Origin of the sequence: Carboxydocella sp. JDF658 (assembly GCF_002049395.1) — a bacterium.
In the GTDB taxonomy this organism is placed as follows: Bacteria; Bacillota.
Genome location: NZ_BDLR01000125.1, coordinates 1 through 4,094, shown reverse-complemented (window position 1 = coordinate 4,094; position 4,094 = coordinate 1). Strand labels below are relative to the sequence as shown.

Below are 4,094 nucleotides of genomic sequence, written 5' to 3'. Positions count from 1 at the left end.
CGGGTGTGAAAAAGTCGACAGTCTGGACTATCGCCAGCTCATCATTGATACGATAAACAGCGGCATCATCGGCGGTATTGGTGCCAACCAGGACATTGGGGTCATTTATTTGCGGTAAATGGCGCAGTACCTGCGCCAGGTCCTGAGGACTGAGCTTGGCCGCTCAGCCGGCGCAGGCAGCCAGTTTGGTCAGGGCTACTCTTTCAGTCATATTAACACCTCCTGTAAAATAGGTCAGCAGACCATATTTATTTCCCAGGCAAGACTTGATATAATAGCATGAGTACAGACCAGTAACCGGAGGTAACTATGCGGTACCAGTCATCATTGAACAATATTATTTTCTGCTCTATGCTATTATTGCCTTGCAAATACCTTACTTGCCTTTATATTTTGAGCAAGCGGGCGCAAACGGAGATTTTATCGGACTAATTTCCGCTTTAGGGCCTTTTGTTGGCTTATTTATGCAACCCTTCTGGGGGATTGTAGCTGATAAAACTCAGCGGTTAAAATTCATTATTCAGGTATAATTGTTTTTTCCGGTATATTTTTCTTACTGATCTCCTGGTTTAACAATAAAATCTGGTGGATGCTGACAATGCTATTATACACAATGGTCCAAACAGCGTCCATACCCCTGACTGATACTCTGATGGTTAGCGATTTTTTAAGCCGATTGCTCGATAAATGAGCAGTCGGCCTTTTCGTTTTTGCGGGGAACTGTGTTAGTGTAAATTTATTTATCGTTAAAGGGAAAATTGTCAAAATGTAGAATTAGTAACATGAAAGGGGGGAGAGATGCTTGCTGCAAAAAGTCATTTTTCATCTTATCCGCACCGAGGAAGGTTCACTGCAAGGGAATGGAGGTCTACAGCTTCATGGCTGGTTCTTTCGCCAGCTGGCTCAAATAGACGAGAAGGCAGCGACAGAATTACATGAACTGGAGTTTAAACCTTTTGCCCTCAGTCCTCTGGTGGGAAGTGCCAGGAGGGAAGATGTGGGTCAGGCGGGAGCAACGGAAGAACGTAGCAGCCATTTTTTGTTTTTCCAGATAATTTGCAAATTTCTGATTGACGCAAGTTGTTACCTCGTGGTAATATCAAAGTGAAGATGTCAATATAATTTTTGGGGGGCGCCGGGAATAAGGTCAAAAGTCCATTACAGATGGATTTTTTTTCAGCCAAACTTGTATATACAGGTATATTCTGAAAAACTTTGCCTGCAGGTTGGGGGGATTATTTTGAGCCGTTACAAGGTAGTTTTTAAGCCAGGAGACCTGGTAATTGAAGTAGTGGAAGGCAGCAGCGTGATGGATGCTATTCATGAGGCCGGGCTTGATGTAGATTTTCCATGTGGTGGCAGGGGAAGATGTGGTAAATGCCGGGTGAAAATCCTAACGGGAGGGGGTGAGCCAACAACTGGGGAGAAGGAGCTCCTTGACTCTAAAGATTTACAGGAAGGAATCCGCCTGGCTTGTCTTACGCAAATAACAGGCAACATGGTTGTGGAAGTTCCAACCACCAAAAAACTACAACACAATATCTTATTAACCTCTGAGGATAGATCTTTTCGCATTCAACCCCATCTCAAGAAAATGTTTATCCAAATCGAACCGCCCTCCTTTCATGACCATCGTCCTGATTGGCAGCGGCTAAAGGATAGTCTGGCCAAATATGGCTATAACCATTGTGAGCCAGAGAACAACATTTCTTTATTGCGGCAGCTGCCAGAAACTCTGCGCAAGTCGAAACATTCCCTTACAGCAGTACTTTATGGTAACAAACTTTTAGGCATTGAGGAGCAGGATACCACCGGCACTATGCTGGGTATGGCTTTTGATATTGGTACTACAACCATTGTAGGCTATCTTTTGGATCTTTATACAGGAAAAGAGTTAAGCGTTGTTTCTACCCTTAACCCGCAGACAAAATTCGGTGCTGATGTTATTTCCCGGGTCAATTTTACCATTCAGGAAGCAGACGGGCTGAGGAAACTCCATGCTGTTGTTATAGAAGCAATAAACGATCTTATCGGCGAAGGGGCAGAAAAAGCAGGGGTAAGCAGAAATCAAATCTACGGGGTTTCTATTGCGGCAAACACCTGTATGCATCATCTTTTTCTTGGCATAAGTCCCCGGTATATTGCGGTATCGCCTTATGTAGCAGCAGTCAGTGAACCCCTGGTAATAAACGCTACTGAACTAAATATTGACATCAACCAGGCCGGTAAGATTTTCGTACTACCCAATATCGCAGGCTTTGTTGGAGCCGATACAACCGCTGTACTTTTGGCAACAGAATTAGACCAAAGTGAAGAAGTAAAGCTGGTCATAGATATTGGGACCAATGGGGAAATAGTCCTTGGCTCAAAAGAAAAAATGGTGGCCTGTTCTGCTGCAGCCGGGCCTGCTTTTGAAGGGGCCCAGATCAGCAGTGGTATGAGGGGGGCTGCAGGAGCTATTGATCATGTTTATTTTGGGGAAAAGGTAGAATTTACTGTGATTGGAGGAGGGAGGCCCCTGGGGATTTGCGGGTCTGCTTTACTTGATACGGTGGCAGGACTGTTGGAACTGGGCATTATTGATAAGAGGGGGAAACTCCTTCCATATGATAAATTAATTAACCCCAGGGCGAAAGCATTTAAAGAAAATCTGGTTAAACATGAGAGTCAACCGGCATTCCTGCTGGTTGAAGCAAACAATACTGCTCATGGCAGGCCGATTATGGTTACCCAGAGTGATATCCGGCAACTGCAGCTGGCAAAAGGTGCGATAGCAGCAGGGGTGAAGGTTTTGATGGAAATTCTCGGTGTCAAGACAAGCGATATTAAAGAAGTTCTGCTGGCAGGGGCCTTTGGAAATTATCTAACTCCTCACAGTGCGTGTGCTATAGGGTTAATCCCGCTAGAGCTGGAAAATCGGATCAGAATGATTGGAAACGCTGCAGGGACTGGAGCCAGACTGGCGTTGCTTTCATCGAGTGAATATCGCAGAGCGGCTGAGATTGCTGCCCGGGTGGAATTTGTTGAATTGGGTAGTTATCCCAAATTTAATAGTATTTTTGCAGATTCGACATACTTTCGGTTATGAAAATCTTATTGAGGGAGGGAGATAAAAAATGATTATTATAGGAGAAAAAATCAATGGTACTATTCCCAGCGTCAAAAAGGCTATTGAGGAGAGGGATGAAGACTTTATTCGCAATCTTGCCATTAATCAGGCTGAAGCAGGGGCCCACTACCTGGATGTTTGTGCAAGTACAGCCCCGGAACAGGAAGTTGAAACATTAATCTGGTTGATGAATATTGTCCAGGACGCCGTTGATATACCGTTATGCATTGATAGTCCAAATCCCAGAACTATTGAACAGGTTTTCAAATATGCAAGACGCCCTGGTATTATTAACTCGGTTTCTGGCGAAGGCGATAAATGCGAAATTATTTACCCTCTGATCCAGGGAACTGAATGGCAGGTAATTGCCCTGACCTGTGATAACAGGGGGATTCCCGCGGATGTTCAAACCAGACTCGAAATAACCCGGATAATGGTGGAAAAAGCCCTGAAGTATGATATTACTCCTGACCGTATCCACCTTGACCCGCTAGTATTGGCCCTTTCCGCAGACAACAACTCGCTTCTCAATTTCGTAGAAACTTTGAAGAAAGCAAAAGAATTATATCCCACTATTAAGGTTACTTCAGGTCTTAGCAATATATCTTTCGGTATGCCCCTGCGCAAAGTAATAAACCAGAACTTTTTAACAATAGCCCTTTATGCCGGGATGGATTCTGCAATTATGGATCCCTGCAACAGAGATATGCTGGCAACCCTCCTCGCAACAGAGGCCTTACTTGGACGCGACCGGTATTGCAGGAAGTATTACAATGCGTACCGGAAAAATAAAATAGGCCCGGTTAAAGCTTAAACCGGATTTAATCAGGAGGTGGTTGACACCTGTAAAGAATCAAAGTGATTCATATTTAGCAATGCAGACTTAAAGACCTACGGTAATATGTCAAGACCATAAGGTCAATATTTTCTAGTTTAGTTTTTTAAAAAAGGCAACAAAAAACCACCCTGTTTCCTAATATATTTG

At 44.0% G+C, this 4,094-nt stretch carries 4 protein-coding genes and 1 pseudogene; 4 read left to right on the top strand and 1 reads right to left on the bottom strand.

Annotated features, from left to right (window positions below):
• A pseudogene (locus JDF658_RS12705) lies at positions 1–211 on the bottom strand (selenide, water dikinase SelD); the annotation flags it as partial.
• Between the two features lie 112 nt (positions 212–323).
• Between JDF658_RS12705 and JDF658_RS15055 the strand changes: the two are divergent.
• From JDF658_RS15055 to JDF658_RS12685, 4 genes are all read left to right on the top strand, one after another.
• Positions 324–530 carry an MFS transporter gene (locus JDF658_RS15055; RefSeq protein ID WP_079907916.1) on the top strand — a complete coding sequence of 69 codons (207 nt, stop codon included), beginning with the start codon at positions 324–326 and terminating at the stop codon, positions 528–530.
• A 272-nt stretch (positions 531–802) separates the two neighbouring features.
• Positions 803–1,108, top strand: coding sequence for a hypothetical protein (locus JDF658_RS12695; RefSeq protein ID WP_079907914.1), 306 nt, complete (start codon positions 803–805; stop codon positions 1,106–1,108).
• Positions 1,109–1,240: 132 nt separating this feature from the next.
• Positions 1,241–3,088, top strand: a complete 1,848-nt coding sequence (locus JDF658_RS12690; RefSeq protein ID WP_079907913.1) for an ASKHA domain-containing protein — start codon at positions 1,241–1,243, stop codon at positions 3,086–3,088.
• A gap of 28 nt (positions 3,089–3,116) precedes the next feature.
• Entirely contained in the window at positions 3,117–3,923 is an 807-nt protein-coding gene (locus tag JDF658_RS12685) for a methyltetrahydrofolate cobalamin methyltransferase (protein ID WP_079907911.1), read from the top strand.
• The last annotated feature ends 171 nt before the right edge of the window (positions 3,924–4,094 follow it).

Bases quoted from the DNA above. Each gene is read 5' to 3' on its own strand.
- JDF658_RS12685 (WP_079907911.1), top strand. From the start codon at position 3,117: ATGATTATTATAGGAGAAAAAATCAATGGTACTATTCCCAGCGTCAAA.